The sequence below is a fragment of the Xanthomonas euroxanthea genome (assembly GCF_903989455.1).
Classification (GTDB): Bacteria; Pseudomonadota; Gammaproteobacteria; order Xanthomonadales; family Xanthomonadaceae; genus Xanthomonas; species Xanthomonas euroxanthea.
Map to the genome: position 1 here is coordinate 2,315,380 of NZ_LR861803.1, position 16,380 is coordinate 2,331,759.

A 16,380-nucleotide genomic window follows, 5' to 3' on the forward strand; every position below is an offset into this window, starting at 1 on the left:
GCCGGGAGCCGCCGCCTGTTCGGTCGGGTGCGGGGGGCGGGACTTCATGCCGGATCAGCGCGCCTGCGCCGACAGAGCGATCAGGCGCTCGGCCACGCGGTCCAGCGGTACCACTTCCTGCGCGGCGCCGAGTTTATAGGCGGCACCGGGCATGCCCCAGACCACGCTGCTGGCTTCGTCCTGCACCAGCGTGGGCGCGCCGGCCTGCAGCATTTCCAGCAGGCCGCGTGCGCCGTCGTCGCCCATGCCGGTGAGGATGGCGCCGACCGCATTCGGGCCGGCGTTGGCAGCGACGGAGCGGAACAGCACGTCCACCGCCGGCTTGTGGCGATTGACCGGTGGGCCGTCGTCGATTCGGCAGCGCCAGCGCGCACCGTCGCGGATGATGCGCAGATGCTGGCCGCCGGGCGGCAGGTAGGCATGGCCGGGCAGGATCGCCTCGCCGTCGCTGGCCTCGCGTACCGACATCGCCGAATGGCGATTGAGGCGCTCGGCGAAGGCGGTGCTGAAGCTGGCCGGCAGATGCTGGGTCATCACCACCGCCGGTGCATCGGCGGGCATGTGCTCGAGCACCACGCGCAGGGCTTCGGTGCCGCCTGCCGAAGCACCAATGGCGATCAGGCGGTCGGTGGTGCGAAAGCGCAGCGCGCTGCCCGGCACCGGTGCCGACTGCATGTCCAGGGTGACCTTGGGCGCGCTGGGACGATTGAGCGCGCTGACCTTGGCCTTGGAGGCCATCTTGACCTTGCTGACGATCTCCTCGGCATAGCCTTCCAGCCCGCGTGCGACGTCGATCTTGGGCTTGGAGACGAAATCCACCGCGCCCAGCGACAAGGCCTGCAAGGTGGTGTCGGCGCCCCGCTCGGTCAGCGATGAGATCATCACCACCGGGGTGGGGCGCAGGCGCATGAGGTTTTCCAGGAACACCAGGCCGTCCATGCGCGGCATTTCCACATCCAGCGTGATCACGTCCGGATTGAGGCGTTTGATCTTTTCGCGCGCCAGGATCGGGTCGGCGGCCGAGCCGATCACCTCGATGCCGGCATCGCGCGAGAGGATTTCGGTCAGCATCTGGCGTACGACCGCCGAGTCGTCGACGATCAATACACGCACAGGGGTTTCCAGCGTCATTCGAACAACTCCACTCCACCGGTGACCGGTGCTTTGGACAGACGGGCGCGCACGGCCGATTCGGCGGCGGCGACTTCGGCTTCGTGTGCATGCGGCAAACGCTGCACGACCACGCGTCCGGTCGTCGGGAAGAACCACACCTTGCGCGGATGGATGCCGCACAGATCTTCGGCAATGATGGGAATGTGCTCGGCCTGCAGGTACTGGCGCACGAACTCGGCATTGCGGGTGCCGACCGGATTGCTGGTGAAGCCCTTGAGCACGTTGGCGCCACCGAACACCTTGGCTTCGATGCGTTTGCGATGCGCGCCGCGCTTGAGCATGTCGTTGATCAGCAACTCCATCGCATAACTGCCGTAGCGCGCGGGTGCGCCGTCACCGACCTGGCCTTCCGGCAACAGGAAGTGATTCATGCCGCCGATCTTCAGGACCGGGTCGCGCAGGCAGGCGGCAACGCACGATCCCAAGGTGGTCGTCAACGCGGTGTCGTCGTCCACCACCAGGTATTGGGTGGGCAGCAGTTTGGCGGTGATGGTCTGGAACCGCGAGTCGCGGTAGCGCATGACATCGTCGACCTGCACGGCGGTGCTCATGTGGCGGCTCCGGCGCGCGGCGCACGCCGATACAGCGTGCGCCCGCACGGCTGGATCAGGTCGGCTGCGTGCAGGTAATTCTCCGAGTGCCCGGTGTAGAGCAGACCGTCATCGCCCATGTGGCTGACCAGACGCGACAGGATGCCGCGCTGGGTCGGCTTGTCGAAATAGATCATCACGTTGCGACAGAACAGCGCCGCGTACGGGCCGCCGACGTCGTAACGCGGTGCCAGCAGATTCAGCTGGCGGTATTCGATGAGTTGGCGCAACGCCGGGATGACCCGGCACTTGCCCTCGTTGGGGCCGCTGCCGCGCTGGAAATACTTGCGCTTGATCGATGCGTCCAGCGAGGCGACGCGGTCGATGGCGTAGACGCCGCGCGAGGCGGTTTCCAGCACCTGGGTGTCGACGTCGGTGGCCACGATGCTGACCGGCGGGGTCAGGGTGCCGAAGGCTTCGCAGGCGGTGATGGCGATGGAGTAGGGCTCCTCACCGGTGGAGGCCGCGCACGACCAGATCTTCAAGGGCGCCTGCGAGGCACGCTTTTGCAGTTCTTCGCGCAATTTGTCGAAGTGGTGCGGCTCACGGAAGAACGAGGTCAGATTGGTGGTCAGCGCGTTGGTGAACGCCTGCCATTCCTCTTCGTCGGTGCCTGCTTCCAGCTGGTCCAGATAGTCGCGGAAGGAGCGCAGACCGAGCACGCGAAGACGACGCGACAGCCGGCCATACACCATGTCGCGCTTGGCCGGAGCCAGGGCGATGCCGACACGCTGATAGATCAGGTCGCAGACGCGCTTGAAATCGCGGTCGCCAAAATCAAATTCGCGTGTGTCTGAAGCGGGAGTCGAGGTGGTCGTCATATCCATAAGCGTCGTGAGCTATGACTGGATATCGGCCACGTGGTCATGCAACTGAAGCACTAATCGGTGTCTTGCGGGGGCAGGTCGCATCTGGCGCCTGCAACCGCGTTGGCGGGGTAGCCGGCGAGGCCAATGCGCGGCGCTGCGCACTGCGCTGGCTGCAGATGCGCAAAGCCCCGGCAGTGCCGGGGCTTTGCGGGACAGCCTTGGATCAGAACTCTTGCCAGTTGCCGTCGGCCAGGGCGGCCTGCGGCTTGGCCGGCCGCGACGGCGTGGCCGCCGCACGCGCGGCCGGCTTGGTTGCGGGCGTCACCGCAACCGGGCGCGAGGCGACCGGGCGGGCGCGTGCAGCCGGCGCGGCCGGCGCAGCCGGCTCGTCCAGCTTGAACACCGACACCGCTTCGGCCAGGTGGCCGGCCTGCTCTTCCATCGAGCGTGCGGCCGCAGTGGCTTCTTCCACCAGGGCGGCGTTCTGCTGGGTGGTCTCGTCCATCTGGGTGATGGTCTGGTTGACCTGCTCGATGCCGGCCGATTGTTCCTGCGAGGCGGCGGAGATCTCGCCCATGATGTCGGTGACACGCTGCACGCTGGCCACGATCTCGGCCATGGTGGCACCGGCCTTGCGCACCAGTGCCGAGCCCTCGGCCACCTTGTGCACGGAGTCGTCGATCAGGCCCTTGATCTCCTTGGCCGCGCCGGCCGAACGCTGTGCCAGCGTACGCACTTCCGAGGCGACCACGGCAAAGCCGCGGCCCTGTTCGCCGGCACGGGCGGCTTCCACCGCCGCGTTCAAGGCCAGGATGTTGGTCTGGAAGGCGATGCCGTCGATGACCGAGATGATGTCGGCGATCTTCTTGGACGAGGCCTCGATGCCGGACATGGTGGTGACCACCTGCGAGACCACGTCGCCGCCCTGCGAGGCCACGCCGGTGGCGCCGATGGCGAGCTGGTTGGCCTGGCGGGCGCTTTCGGCGTTCTGCCGGACCGTGGAGGTGAGCTCCTCCATCGAGGCGGCGGTTTCTTCCAGGTTGGCCGCCTGCTGCTCGGTACGATGCGACAGGTCGCTGTTGCCGGAGGCGATCTCGCCGGCAGCCGAGTTGATCGCGGTGGACGAGACCTTGATGCGCCCGACGATGTCGGAAAGCTGCTCGGCGGTGGCATTGGCATCGTCACGCATCTGCGCGAACACGCCACTGAATTCGCCGCGCATGCGCACGGTCAGGTCGCCGCGCGACAGCGCCGACAGCAATGCGGAGATCTGCTCCAGGCTGGCGGCGTTGGCATCCAGCAGGCCGTTGAGCTGCTGGGCCAGCTGCAGGAAGAAGCCCTGCTTGCCATCGGTTTCCACCCGGCCGCTCATGTCGCCGCTGGCGGCGGCACGCACGATGCGGGCGACTTCTTCTTCGACCTGGACCTCGATGGTGCGATCGCGCCATTCACAGACATCGCCGGTGCTCTCGCCCTGCTCGTTCTTGATGACGGTGACGGTCTGCATCATCACAAACTCGCCGTAACGCTCCTCGAAGCTGGTGATGCCGTCGCGTTCCAGCGCTGCGATGGCCTTGTGCACGGTCGCTTCGGGCAGGCCGAGATAGCTGATGTGCTGACCGATGATCTTGCTGGCCTCAAACTCGGGCGAGGACAGACGGATGCTGCCTTCGTAATGGGTGACCAGCTTCTGGAACGCCTCGTTGGCGTAGATCATGATCCGATCGGTGTCGGTGATGAAGGTGCTGGTGGAGGATTTGTCCAGTGCGGTACGGATACGCAGGTTTTCGTCGGCGATCTTCTTGTCGCGTTCGATGCGTTCCTTCAGGTCGCGCTGCATCCGGTGCATGGAGCGCATCAGTTCGCCCACTTCGTCCTGGCCCTGCACATTGATCTGGCCATCGAGCTTGCCGCTGGCGATTTCGGTGGCGGTGGACACCGCGCCGCGCATGCTCTTGACGATGGACCGTGCGAACAGGAATGCCAGGCCCAGGCCACCGGCGATGCCGATCAGCAGCACCAGCACGGTCAACGAGACCGAGGTGGCATGGACCTTTTCGGCCTTGCTCTTGGCAGCCTGCGCCAACTTGTTGTCTTCGGCGATCAATGCGGCCAACGATGCCTGTGCCTTGGCATGCAGTGCGCTGGTCTCGCCAACGAAGGTATCGACGGCGTCGTCAGGCAGGTTCAGTTCCAGCATTTCGTCGACGCTTTCGTAGGAGGCCGAGGCCTTCTTCCAATCCGCAACGAAGGTGGCAAACAGCTGCTTTTGCTGCGGGCTCTCGATCAGGCGGGGATAGCCCTTGATCGTGGCTTCGATTTCGCCATTGAGCCGCTTGGCGCGGACCTTGGCTTCCTGCTTGACCGAGTCGCTGGCGCGCACCAGATTTTGATAGGACGCATTTCGATATTCGCCGAGCATGCCGCGCAGATCGCCTGCTTCGCGCACGCTGGACATGGTATTGCCGGCCAGGTCGCGGGTGACATTATTGAGCGAGGCCAGGCCCGCGTAGGCGATGATTCCCTGCACCAGCATGATCAGCAGCACGATGCCGAACGCCAGCATCAGCTTGGGCATCAATTTGAGATTGTTGATCCATTGCATTGACACGATTCCCCGGTAGAAGTCAGTGCGCATAACCGCAAACAGCAGATCGCCACGCGCGAGGGCGTGGCGATCTGCTAGGCGATTACTTGATGGTGGCCAACTTCAGGCTGGCCGGCGAGCTGACTTCGATTTCGGCACGCGAGCTGTCGCGCTGGATCTTGCCGAGCACACAGACGTCCTTGCCTTCCAGGGATTCCGGGGCAAAACTGAACTTGCCGCGGTTGGCGCCGTCGATGCGGGCCGAGAAGGTGTGACGCGGGAACATGCCGCCCATGTACAGGAAGGTGGGTTCACCTTCCGAGCTCTGGGCGTACTTGGCCTTTTCGACCTTGCCGCACACCATGCCGTCCTTGCCGACGAAACGGGTCGCCATTTCCGGCGGAATCATTTCCTGCGACTGAGCCGACAGCGTGGGAGCAACGATCACGAGAGCAGCGACGGGGAGGAGCGAGAGCAGGAACTTCATTGGGATTCTCCAGAATCAAAAGTCGAACGGTGACCCGTTTATGTGCGCGGGCTTCTATTCAGCTATCGGCTAGCCGCCGTTCAACTTGAATCCGAAAAACGTGATTTCTATCTCACTTCAACTTCGTTGTGCGTCTCGTGTCGGGAAGCTCCCGACACCAGATGGTCTGAATCAGGCCGCTTCTTCGGCCAGCTGCTGCTGACCGAGCTCGGTGCTGTCCAGCAGGGTCTCGATATCCAGCAGGATCAGCATGCGATCGTCCTGGGTGCCGATGCCCGAGATGAAGCGGGTATCGACCGAGGCGCCGAATTCGGGGGTGGGGCGGATCTGATCGTCGTTGAGCGGGATCACGTCCGAGACGCTGTCCACCACGATGCCGACGACGCGGTCTTCGACATTGAGCACGATCATTACGGTGAAGGCGTCGTAGCGCGCTTCTTTCAGGCGCAGCTTCAGGCGCAGGTCGATCACCGGCACGATGGTGCCGCGCAGGTTGATCACACCCTTGATGTAGTCCGGTGCGTCGGGCAGACGGGTGACCGAGTCGTAGCCGCGGATTTCCTGCACTTTCAGGATGTCCACGCCGTAGTGTTCTTCGCCAAGGGCGAAGCTGAGGAATTCACCACCGGTGCCGGTGGTCGTGCTTTTGTCGTTCATGGAAACTCCGGGCGTTGCGGCTGAGTGTCGGATTGCAGCTATAAAAAAGCATGCGGATGAGGATTGCCCTAGCAACATCGGCGCAGTGCAGGGCAACTTTAGCCGTGCGCCGAGGCTGGTGCGGGTGGGTTCAGAACACGCCGCTCTTGCGCGCATTGCGCTGGCGGTCGACCCGGAAGATGTAGCGCTGGATGGTCTCGTCGGCGCCGCGTGGCAGGTCGCTGAACTGCATGCCGACACGGAAGCCTTCGCTGCCGTTGGGCAGGGTCTGCTTGTACTGGCTGCATACCGTCAGCGGCAGGGTGATCGGCGCGGTGTCGGGCAGTTGCAGCGTGCAGTTGCGATAGGTGCGCTGTGGTTCGAGCAGGGGCATGCCGTCGGTGAGCGAGACCGCCAGGCCGCCGCTGCTGATGTCGATCACGCGCAACTGCAGGTTGAGATTGCCGCCCTGTGCCTCGTCCTGGCGAATGATGCAGATGGGCGAGTCGGTGATCGGCGTCTCCAGCCGATACGACTCGCGGCGCTGCATGTGGTACATCGCCTCGGGCAGGTCGGCGCGGAAGGCGACATGGATGTCGCGTTCCAGCCGATCGGGCGTTTCCAGCCGGAAGCGGATGTTGACCCGTTCCAGTTGTGCGTAGCACAGCAGGTACTTGGCCTCCTGGATGGCGCGGTTGGAGGCCTCGTTGTGGCTGCCGTCCAGAATCACGCAGTCCTCGTCTTCATCCACTTCGAGCACGGCGGTGGGCACGGCCATGTCGCGTCCGGCCACATGCATGGTCACGATGGCACGCTGGTCGAGCAACTGGCGCAGCAGGCCACGGATCTGCCGTTTGTTGCGCAGCAGATAGCGCTCGTCACCTTCGGCAAGGTGATCGTCGTGGTCCAGCTCTGAGGTATCGCCTTGGGACATGGGCACAAGCACAGTAGATGCGGGAAGACGCCGGAACGGTTGTCCTGGCGTCGCCTTGATATCGGCGGCAAAGCGAAATCTTTAAGAGCGGCTGACAAAAAACCACTGCGTGACGTCTTGGTTGCTTCGGCGCTGTGTTCCTGGCGCTGGATGGTGCGGATGGATCCAGTTGTGGAGCGGGCGGGATCTGCGGGTTTGCTGCAGGGCCCTTGCCCGCCCACCATCGGAGGACACGCCGCAAGTACGTCCATGTAGGCTCCGGCGCGGCATCCATGCCGCTCAAGGTCCCGCGACGGTGGGCGGGCAAGGACCTATCGAGATGGTCGGTGTGCACGGTAAGAGCGGTGCTGGATGCGTCGTTCGCTCATAACGTATCGGCTCCATGTCTGATGGGCACCGCGCGCTCGACGCTGCGGGTTTGCTGCAGGGTCCTTGCCCGCCCACCATCGCAGGACACGCCGCAAGTACGTCCATGTAGGCTCCGGCGCGGCATCCATGCCGCTCAGGGTCCCGCGACGGTGAGCGGGCAAGGGCCAGTCAAGATGGTCGGTGTGCATGGCAAGAGCAGTCCTGGATGCTCCTTGCTTGATCACGAGGCATAGGCTCCAGGTCTGATGCACACCGCACGACAGGCAGCTTTTCAGATGAGCATCGACCAACTGTCTGGTGCAGTGTCCTTGCCGGTTGCGGACCGTGTGGCATCAGCTATAGGCGTGCCGTGCGTTGGCCAGCAAGGTGTTCAGTTGGTCCTGCTGTTCCAGGCGGAACACCGCTACTGCATCCACTAGCTGCGCGGCCTGGTCTTCCATCGCGCGCGCAGCTGCAGTGGCTTCTTCCACCAGCGCGGCGTTCTGCTGGGTGGTTTCGTCCATCTGGGTGATGGTCTGGTTGACCTGGGTGATGCCGGCGGCCTGCTCGCGCGAGGCGCTGGTGATCTCGCCCATGATGTCGGTGACGCGCTGCACCGAGCTGACCACCTGCTGCATGGTGCTGCCGGCCTCGGAGGCCAGCGCGGCGCCGTTGCCGATGCGGGCCACCGAGTCGTCGATCAGGTGCTTGATCTGCTTGGCTGCACCGGCCGAACGCTGCGCCAGCATCCGCACTTCCGAGGCGACCACGGCGAAGCCGCGCCCCTGTTCGCCGGCGCGCGCCGCTTCCACCGCCGCGTTCAAGGCCAGGATATTGGTCTGGAAGGCGATGCCGTCGATGACCGAGATGATCTCGGCGATCTTCTTGGACGAGGTGTCGATGTCGGCCATGGTGGTGACCACGCGGCCCACCACGTCGCCGCCCTTGGCCGCCACGCCGGCGGCATCCAGCACCAGCCGATTGGCCTGGTCGGCGTTGTCGGCGTTCTGCCTGACGGTGGCGGTGAGCTCTTCCATCGAGGCGGCGGTTTCTTCCAGTGCTGCGGCCTGCTGTTCGGTGCGACGCGACAGGTCGCCATTGCCGGTGGCGATCTCGGTGGCGGCCGCGTTGATCGCCAGCGACGAGTCCTTGATCCGGCGCACGATGCCGGCCAGCTGGTCGGCAGTGGCATTGGCGTCGTCGCGGATGGTGGCGAACACGCCTTGCAGGTCGCCATCCATGCGTGCGGTCAGATCGCCCTGCGACAGCCCAGAGAGCAGCGCGGACACCCGCGACAATCCGTCTGCATTGTTGTCCAGCAGCACGTTGAGTTGCTGGGCGAGCAGCAGCAGGAAGCCCTGCTTGCCTTCCAGGCCGACACGCCCGCTCAGGTCGCCGGCAGCGGCGGCCTGCACGATGCGTGCGACCTCCTGTTCCACCTGGACTTCCTGGGTGCGGTCGGCCCACTCGACCACAAAGCCCATGCGCTCGCCGGCCGCGCCCAGCACCGGGTTGACCACCAGTCGCATGGTGCGGCCACCGACATGGATCTGCGCAGTGTGCGTGTCGGTGAGCTGATCGAGCATGCGTGCCTGATGCTCGGGCCTGCGATGGAACTGGTCGATGCTGGCATCGATCAGCGCATCGGCATCGAAGTTGGGCAGGTCGCGGCGCAGCTCGTCCTGCACGCTCTTGAGCATGCGCTGCAGCGGGCGGTTGACGTAGATGATGCGGCGATCCGCATCGGCGATCATCACGTTGGTGCTGACATCGTCCAGCGCGGTGCGCACGCGCAACGCTTCGCTGGCGATCAGGTGGTCGCGTTGCAGGCGCGCGCGCAGGTCGTCGCGCATGGTGCGCGCGTCGCGCAGCAGGCGGCCGAGTTCGTCGTGGCGGTCGATCTCGATCGGGTTGTCCAGGCGGCCGGCAGCGACATCGCCGAGCACGCGTTCCACCGCCAGCAGCGGGCGGGTGACCATCTTGCGCGCGGCGATGAACACCACTGCGATGCACAGGCCCAGCACCACCAGCGAGAGCAGCAGCATGCTGCCCATCAGCTCGTCCAGCGGGCCGTCGATGGCGCTGCGCGGCTGGGTGCCGATCACCGCCCACTGCCATGGCGCATAGCGCTGGGCGGTGACTTCGAAGGCCTGGCTGTTGCCCTTGGCATCGCGCAACTGCAGGTTGGCGCTGGGCTGCTTGCCGTCCAGTACCGACTGCAGCAGTGCCTGCTGCCCGGCCGGCACCAGGGCCGCCAGGGTGGCCGGCGTGCCCGGCGGGGCGGCGATGACCTGGCCCTGATGCTCGCCCGGCGCCATGTCGACGATGACGAAATAGCCGTCCTGGCCCAGCCTGGTGGTACCGACCTGCGCCTTGAGCGCGGCCAGGCCCTGGGTGTAGTTGCGACCGACGAACAGCGCGCCGATCACGTCGCCGGCGGCATTGCGCAGCGGCTGGTAGTGGGTCATGTATTGCTCGCCGAACAGCTGCGCCTGGCCGGTGAAGGGCTTGCCTTCGGACAATGCGGCGTAGGCCTTGCCCTTGCGGTCGAGCAGGGTGCCGATCACGCGTTCGTTCTGCTTGTTGCGTAGCGAGGTGGTGATGCGCACGAAGTCCTCGCCGGTGCGCGCGAAGATGGTCGCAACGCCGCCGGTGGTCTGCGCAAAGCGATCCACCGCATCGAAATTGAGATTCTGTACCTGTGTGCCGGAGCGCAGCGTAGGCGTGTTCTGCTCGCCGATGGTCACGGTGCTGGCGGTATCCAGCTCGCGTGCGCCGCGCGGCAGCATGTCGTCGAACACGCTGCCCAGGCGCTGGGTGCCCTCGGTCAGGGTGACGTCGTACATCGCGACCGACTGCTGCATCAGCCGGGTACTGGAGTGCAGCTCGGCCTTGACCTGGGATGCGATGTCCGCGGCGGACTGGCGGTAGATGGTCAGGGCCAGCAGGCCGAGGGAAAGCGCGATCACCAATGTCAGCAGCGCGGACAGCCGGGTACCGACAGACAGCCGGTGGAAGGAGTGCATGAGAAATCGACCTTGCCCGGGGGAGGGCGTTACGGATGCGTGAAATCGATAGCGGCCGTTTATGCGATTAATTAATGATTTGCGTCGAAAACAGCACAATTGTCCGGTTCGCTTGCCTTCTGGAGCAATCGTGGCGGAATAGTGATTGTTATTTTTGGGTGAAGAATAGCGCTCTGCGCAGTACCCGCCTGCTGCCGTCCGACGGGTCCCCAAGGGACAAAAAAAGGGCCGTTTCCCTCGCCAGGAAGCGGCCCTCAAGATTCGTGGATCACGAATCAAACTGCGCTCGAATACTGTTTCTGGAGACTGCGGGTGTGACGCGTTGCGGTGGGGCTTAGAACTCCTGCCAGTCGCTGGAACCGGCGGTGGCTGCCGCCGTCGCCGTGCCGGTGGTGCTGCGGCGCGGGGCTGCGTTGCCGACCGCACGTGCGGCCGGGCGTGTGGCAAAGCGTGCGTTGACCGGCGCGGCGACCATCGACGAGGGCCGGGGGGCTGCCGGGCCCTGCTCGACGATCTTGAATACGGCAACCGCCTCGGTGAGCTGCTGGGCCTGCTCTTCCATGGCACGTGCGGCGGCGGTGGCTTCTTCCACCAGCGCGGCGTTCTGCTGGGTGGCTTCGTCCATGTGGGTGACGGTCTGGTTGACCTGCTCGATGCCGGCCGACTGTTCCTGCGAGGCGGCGGAGATCTCGCCCATGATGTTGGTGACGCGCTGCACGCTGGCCACGATCTCGGCCATGGTCTTGCCGGCCTGGTCCACCAGTTGCGAGCCGTCGGCCACACGCTGCACCGAGTCGTCGATCAGGCTCTTGATCTCCTTGGCTGCTGCGGACGAGCGCTGTGCCAGGGTGCGCACCTCGGAGGCAACCACGGCAAAACCACGGCCCTGGTCGCCGGCACGGGCCGCTTCCACCGCCGCGTTCAATGCCAGGATGTTGGTCTGGAACGAGATGCCGTCGATGACGCTGATGATGTCGGCAATGCGCTTGGACGAGGCTTCGATGCCGCTCATGGTGTCGACCACCTTGCTGACCACCTCGCCGCCCTGCGAGGCCACGCTGGCGGCGCCGATGGCAAGCTGGTTGGCCTGGCGAGCGCTTTCGGCGTTCTGGCGTACGGTGGAGGTGAGCTCTTCCATCGAGGCGGCGGTTTCCTCCAGGTTGGCGGCCTGCTGCTCGGTGCGCTGGGACAGGTCCTGGTTGCCGGCGGCGATCTCGCTGGCGGCGGCGTTGATGGACGTGGCCGAGTGCTGGATGTGCCCGACGATGCCGGACAACTGGGTCGCGGTGGCGTTGGCGTCGTCGCGCATCTGTGCGAACACGCCCTTGAACTCGCCGTCCATGCGCGCGGTCAGGTCACCCGCCGCAATCGCCCGCAGGATGCCCGACAGCGACTGCAGGCTGCCATCGGCGGTGGCCATCAACTGGTTGAGGCTCTCGACCATGACGCGGAAATCGAACTGGAACTGCGCCGCATCGCCGCGTGCGCCGAAGTCGCCGTCGGCGGCGGACTGGGCCAGCTGCTTGATCTGCTGATTCATCGAGGACAGGTTGGTCTTCACCTGCGCCATGGTGTCGGTCAGCCTGGCCTTTTCGCCCGGCAGCGCGTCCATGTCTTCGCTGAGGTCGCCGATCGCGTAGCGGCCCATGATCTGTGCCAGACGCAGCGTGACCTGGACGTGGCTGTCGACCAGCGCGTTGGTGTCGCCGGCCATGCGGCCGTAGTCGCCCGGGAACGCCTCGGCATCCATGCGGAAGCTGATCTGGCCGCTGTCGTGGCGCTTGGCCATGTCCAGCTGCGCGGTGATCAGGTTGCGCACCTGCGACTGCATCTTGTCCATCGCCTGCAGCAGACGGCCGGTCTCGTCGCTGGCCTCGCTGTGCACGGCGTTATCGAGCTTGCCGTCGGCGATCGCCTCGGCAGCACGGGTGGCGCGGTTCAACGGGCCGGTGAGGCTGCGGGTGATCGTCCAGGCCAGCAGGGCGCTCAGCAGCACCACCGCAAGGCCGCCGCCAATCAGCATGCTGCGGCCACGCGCCATCGAAGCATTGGCCTGGTCGTAGGCCAGCTGGCTGCTCTTGCGCTGCGCGTCCGAGTAGGTACGGATCGCATCCTGCCAGCGCTGGGTGGCCGGCGCGGCGCGTTCAAGCAGGATCGGCATGGCCTGGTCGACCTTGCCGGCGGTGCCCAGTTCGCGCACCTGCTGGTTATGCGCCAGTGCCTGCTCGCGGGTCGAATCCAGCGCGTTGCGCAGTTCCTGGTCGTGCGCGTCGGCGGGGAATGCGTAGAGCTTGTCGCGCAGCTCCTTGTAGCGGATGCGCTGGGCGTCGATCACTTCACCGAACTGGCGATTCTGCTCGGCAGTGGTCGGCAGCACGATGTTGCGCAGATTCAACGAGATGGTGGCATTGGCGTCCAGCATGTCGGTGGCGTACTGGATCATCGCCATGTTGCGGTTGACGATGGTGTCCAGGCGTTCGCGCGCCTGGCTGAGCGTGTACAGACCGGCGGCCACCAGCGCGCAGGAGAGAAGGATCAAGACGCCGAAGGCCAGGGAAAGGCGCTTGCCGACGTTGAAGCGGTGCAGGAAGGAGTTCATGGAGTGACCTGAGCGAATGTGCCGTTGGATGGAGTGGCATGCAGCGCAGTGCTGGAGCAGTGCGTTGCACGTCATCCCTTGTGTGATGCGTCGGTCAGATAACGGCGTTAGCGCTGCTGCATTGAGGCAGGCTGGACCGGTTGGTAAAGCCGGGTCTCAGGCACGTGACTGCCATGTGTATGCGGGGTAGGGAATCGGTGGGGGTGTGTGGGGAATATCCCTAGAAAACCCCGCTTGAAAGCGGTTTTGGGGGTGTGCCGGCGCAGGCCGGCCCGGACGATGTGAAGTGCGATTTCACGCTGCCCACGGTGCATAGCGGCGTGCGGACAGCTGCCTGGTCGTGCACAACGCAAAACGGCACCGCGTGTGCGGTGCCGTGATAAAGATGCTGCTGATGCGGATTACATGGCCGCGTGCCTGGGCGTGGTGTGTCCCTCGCGCACAGACACGCGCGTTGCCGGCAGCGGTCGGTGCCGCTTAGAACTCCTGCCAGTCGCCCACGTCGGTTGCCGTCGCGGATGCGCCTGCGGCGCTGCGCCGCAACGGCGCGGCACTGCTGGTGCGGGCGATCGGACGCGGTGTGCCGCGGGCATTGGCGGGCGTATTGGCAATGGCCGACAACTGGCGCGCCACCGGTGCGTGCTCTGCGACCTTGAACACGGCGACCGCTTCGGTGAGCTGCTGGGCCTGTTCTTCCATCGCACGTGCGGCGGCGGTGGCTTCTTCCACCAGCGCGGCGTTCTGCTGGGTGGTTTCGTCCATCTGGGTGACGGTCTGGTTGACCTGCTCGATGCCGGAGTACTGCTCCTGCGACGCGGAGGAAATCTCGCCCATGATGTTGGTGACGCGCTGCACGCTGGCCACGATCTCGGCCATGGTGGTGCCGGCCTGATCGACCAGGGTGGCGCCCTGGGTGACCTTGTCGACCGAGTCGTCGATCAGCTGCTTGATCTCCTTCGCCGCACTGGCCGAACGCTGCGCCAGGGTACGTACCTCGGAGGCGACCACCGCGAAGCCACGGCCTTGCTCGCCGGCGCGTGCCGCTTCCACCGCCGCATTCAAGGCCAGGATATTGGTCTGGAAGGCGATGCCGTCGATGACGCTGATGATCTCGGCGATCTTCTTCGACGAGCTCTGGATGTCGGACATGGTGGTGACCACCTTGGCCACCACGGCGCCGCCCTGCGACGCCACGGCCGCCGCGCCGATGGCGAGCTGGTTGGCCTGGCTGGCGTGCTCGGCATTCTGCTTGACGGTGGAGGTCAGCTCTTCCATCGAGGCGGCGGTTTCCTCCAGATTGGCGGCCTGCTGCTCGGTGCGCTGCGACAGGTCCTGGTTGCCGGAGGCGATTTCGCCCGATGCCAGGCCGATCGCGTCGGCAGCGCTCTGGATGCGGCCCACGATGCCGGCCAGCTGTTCGGCGGTGGCGTTGGCGTCGTCGCGCATCTGCGCAAACACACCCTGGTACTGGCCGCTCATGCGTGCGGTGAGATCGCCGGCGGCGATCGATTGCAGCAGGCCGGAGAGCGATTGCAGGTTGCCGTCGGCGGTGGCCATCAAGTTATTGAGGCTCTCCACCATGACGCGGAAATCGTACTGGAACTGCTCGGCATTGCCGCGGGCGGTGAAGTCGCCGTTGGCCGCCGACACGGCCAGATGCTTGATCTCGGTATTCATCGCACCAAGATTGACCTTGACCTGCGCCATGGTGTCGCTGAGCACGGCCTTTTCGCCGGGCAGCTTTTCCATGTCCTCGGACAGGTCGCCGATCGCATAGCGGCCCATGATGTGCGCCAGGCGCATCTTCACCGCGAGGTGCGAGCCGACCAGGGCATTGGTGTCCTTGGCCATGCGGCCGAAGTCGCCCGGGAAGGCGCCGGCATCCATGCGGAAGCTGATCTGGCCGTCATCGTGGCGCTTGGCCATGTCCAGCTGGGCGGTGATGAGGTTGCGTACCTGGCCCTGCATGCGATCCATGGCCTGCAACAGACGGCCGGTTTCGTCGTTGGACTGCGTGCGCACGTCGTTGTCGAGATTGCCGTTGGCGATCGCTTCGGCGGCGCGGGTGGCCTGGGTCAGCGGGCGTACCAGGCTGCGGGTGATCAGGAAGCCGAGCAGGGCGCTGAACAGCACCACCGCCAGCCCGCCGCCGATCAACATCGCACGGCCACGTGCCATTTCCTCCGTGGTGGCGACATAGGCTTCGCGGGTGCGCTGGCGCTGCAGGTCCGAATACTCCGTCAATGCGTTCTGCCAATGCTGCGTACCCGGTGCGGCCTTCTCCAGCAGCAGTTTGAGTGCTTCGTCAGGCTTGCCGGTCAGGCCCAGCTGCGCGACCGCGTCGTTGGTCTTGCGGGCCTGGTCGCTGGCCAGGTCGATGCGGTCGCGGATCTGGGTGGCCTGGGGCGAGGCAGAAAACGCGTACAGCTTGCGGCGGGTCTCCTCGTAGTCCTTCAGCTGGTCCTTGATGACGGCGTAGAAACGCAGATTGTCTTCTTGCGAGGTGGGCAACACGATATTGCGCAGCTGCACGGCGATGACCGAGGTGGCGTTGGTCATGTCCTGTGCGTATTGCATGATCGTGATGTTGCGGTTGACCACCGTGTCCATGCGATCGCGGGCCTGCGCCAGCGTGTAGAGGCCGGCAGCGACCAGTGCGCACGACAACAGGATCAGCGTGCCGAAAGCGAAGCTCAGGCGCTTGCCGACGTTGTACCGTTGAAGAAGAGCGATCATTTGGGGGTCTCGAGGCAGTGGGGCAAGAAAGGACAAAACGCGTCGGCGCGGACGCGTGGGTCTGATGCAGGTACGGCAAGGCAGGTATCCAGCCGATCCATCGCGCGGGCAACAGCGGGAGACCCCGGCGATGACAAGGCTGGTAAGCGTGCCGTGGAAGGTAACGGCCCGTGGTTGGGCGACTGAACTGGTCAGCCGCGCTGCGTATGGGCGGCCGTCACCGAAGTGACGCGCATGTGCAGAAATGGACCGGAAACGTCGATGTGCGTGCCATCGACGCAGTTGCATCGACCGGCGGATTCACATCTGGCTCACTCGTTCGAGCGTGATGCGGCGTTGCGGTTGCAAGGACAGACGGGCGGACGGCACCGGCTGCTGGAGCGATGCAGCAGCCTGGTGAGCCTGGCGCCGTATGCGCAGGCGGGGCTATTGGCTGCGGCAGTATTGCCTGCGGC

At 65.2% G+C, this 16,380-nt stretch carries 10 protein-coding genes; all 10 read right to left on the reverse strand.

The genetic code is table 11. The features are described from left to right. Positions 1 to 54: 54 nt before the first annotated feature. A complete protein-coding gene (locus tag H7A86_RS09855; RefSeq protein ID WP_047125438.1) occupies positions 55 to 1,131 on the reverse strand; it encodes a protein-glutamate methylesterase/protein-glutamine glutaminase in 1,077 nt (358 codons plus the stop codon). Beyond that, positions 1,128 to 1,724, reverse strand: coding sequence for a chemoreceptor glutamine deamidase CheD (cheD, locus tag H7A86_RS09860; RefSeq protein WP_024937701.1), 597 nt, complete (start codon positions 1,722 to 1,724; stop codon positions 1,128 to 1,130). Before cheD ends, H7A86_RS09855 begins: the two co-directional genes overlap by 4 nt. Continuing rightward, positions 1,721 to 2,590, reverse strand: coding sequence for a CheR family methyltransferase (locus H7A86_RS09865; protein WP_104537492.1), 870 nt, complete (start codon positions 2,588 to 2,590; stop codon positions 1,721 to 1,723). The genes cheD and H7A86_RS09865 overlap by 4 nt, the downstream gene beginning before the upstream one ends. Positions 2,591 to 2,795: 205 nt before the next feature. Beyond that, positions 2,796 to 5,177: a methyl-accepting chemotaxis protein gene (locus H7A86_RS09870; RefSeq protein ID WP_047125435.1), complete on the reverse strand. Its 2,382-nt coding sequence runs from the start codon at positions 5,175 to 5,177 to the stop codon at positions 2,796 to 2,798. A gap of 85 nt (positions 5,178 to 5,262) precedes the next feature. Next, on the reverse strand, positions 5,263 to 5,568 hold the full coding sequence (locus H7A86_RS09875; RefSeq protein WP_372358778.1) for a hypothetical protein: 306 nt from the start codon (positions 5,566 to 5,568) through the stop codon (positions 5,263 to 5,265). 249 nt (positions 5,569 to 5,817) lie between these two features. Then, the gene (locus H7A86_RS09880) at positions 5,818 to 6,303 is read right to left on the reverse strand and encodes a chemotaxis protein CheW (RefSeq protein ID WP_016904902.1); all 486 of its coding nucleotides are present in this window, start codon (positions 6,301 to 6,303) and stop codon (positions 5,818 to 5,820) included. Positions 6,304 to 6,433: 130 nt separating this feature from the next. Further along, entirely contained in the window at positions 6,434 to 7,216 is a 783-nt protein-coding gene (locus H7A86_RS09885) for a flagellar brake protein (RefSeq protein WP_164739190.1), read from the reverse strand. 701 nt (positions 7,217 to 7,917) lie between these two features. Then, positions 7,918 to 10,590 (reverse strand): methyl-accepting chemotaxis protein, encoded by a 2,673-nt coding sequence (locus tag H7A86_RS09890; protein ID WP_119132036.1) that lies wholly within the window; start codon positions 10,588 to 10,590, stop codon positions 7,918 to 7,920. A 334-nt stretch (positions 10,591 to 10,924) separates the two neighbouring features. Next, a complete protein-coding gene (locus tag H7A86_RS09895) occupies positions 10,925 to 13,189 on the reverse strand; it encodes a methyl-accepting chemotaxis protein (protein ID WP_119132035.1) in 2,265 nt (754 codons plus the stop codon). Between the two features lie 477 nt (positions 13,190 to 13,666). Continuing rightward, on the reverse strand, positions 13,667 to 15,925 hold the full coding sequence (locus H7A86_RS09900; RefSeq protein WP_119132034.1) for a methyl-accepting chemotaxis protein: 2,259 nt from the start codon (positions 15,923 to 15,925) through the stop codon (positions 13,667 to 13,669). Positions 15,926 to 16,380: the final 455 nt, after the last annotated feature.